The organism is Variovorax glucosi, assembly GCF_051216695.1.
GTDB lineage: Bacteria > Pseudomonadota > Gammaproteobacteria > Burkholderiales > Burkholderiaceae_C > Variovorax.
Genome location: NZ_JBPJZE010000419.1, coordinates 1 through 1023, shown reverse-complemented (window position 1 = coordinate 1023; position 1023 = coordinate 1). Strand labels below are relative to the sequence as shown.

1 protein-coding gene and 1 pseudogene are annotated in these 1023 nt (G+C 68.6%); both read right to left on the bottom strand.

Annotated elements, in window-relative coordinates; genetic code table 11:
* Positions 1-647 (bottom strand): amidase family protein (locus ACSFA3_RS26160; protein ID WP_435508209.1); only part of this gene is annotated, 647 nt, incomplete at its 3' end.
* Positions 648-733: 86 nt separating this feature from the next.
* Positions 734-1023: pseudogene (locus ACSFA3_RS26155) on the bottom strand (metallophosphoesterase); the annotation flags it as partial.

Here is a 1023-nt window from a genome sequence, read left to right as displayed (position 1 = left end):
CACGGGATGCGCACCGACCCGCCCGTATCGGTGCCAAGCGCCGCAGGCGCCATGCGCGCACCTAGCGCGGCGCCATTGCCCGACGACGAGCCGCCCGCGATGCGAGTCGGGTCGTAGGCATTACGCACGCCCACCTCGGGGCCAGTCTGGAACGCGGGGTTGTAGCCGGTGACACCGAAGTCCAGCTCGTGCATGTTCGTCTTGCCGAGCACCACTGCACCGGCCGCGCGCAGCCTGGCGACCACCGGTGCATCGGCCAAGGGCACGAAGCTCTTGAGCGCGGGCGTGCCGGCCGTTGCGGGCAGGCCCTGCACCTGGATGTTGTCCTTGATGGCCACCGGCAGCCCCGCCAGCGGCTTGCAGGCGCCACCGCGCTTGCGCAGTGCATCAGCGGCGCGCGCGGCCTTCAGTGCACCGGCTTCGTCGAGCGTGATGAAGGCGTTGAGGTTGGCTTTGGCCTTGGCTTGGGCGAGGTAGGCCGTTACCAGTTGCTCGCTGGTGATAGTGCCGGCGCACAGCTGCTGCACGGCTTCGGTCGCGGTCAGAGTGGCAATGTCGGGCTGGGCATGTGCGGACAGGCCGAACGCTGCCACGAAGGGCAGCGCCGCCAGCCGTGTGGCACAGGGGATGAATTTCTGAACGGTCATGGCACGGGCCTCCGGGAAAGAGGCAGCCATGGTGCGCCGTCGCGAGCCGCTTGTCTGTCATCCAAACCGATGACAGGAGGGTTGCCCTACTGGAACATCACCCACTCGGGCCGCATGTTGAAGCGCACCGGCAGGATGCTCACGCCGAGCCCGCTGGTCACGTACATGCGCTTGTCCTTGTGCGCGATCCAGCCATAGGCCCATTCGCGCGGCGCGGCACCGGGCACGATCAGTGCGCCATAGCCCGGCACGCTGATCTGCCCGCCATGCGTGTGCGAAGCGACCACCAGGCCCCGCGTGCGCGGCATGGTCGCGAAGCTGAAGGGGTCGTGCATCATGACCAGCGTCGCGGCGCCAGGAGGCACGCCGGCCAGCG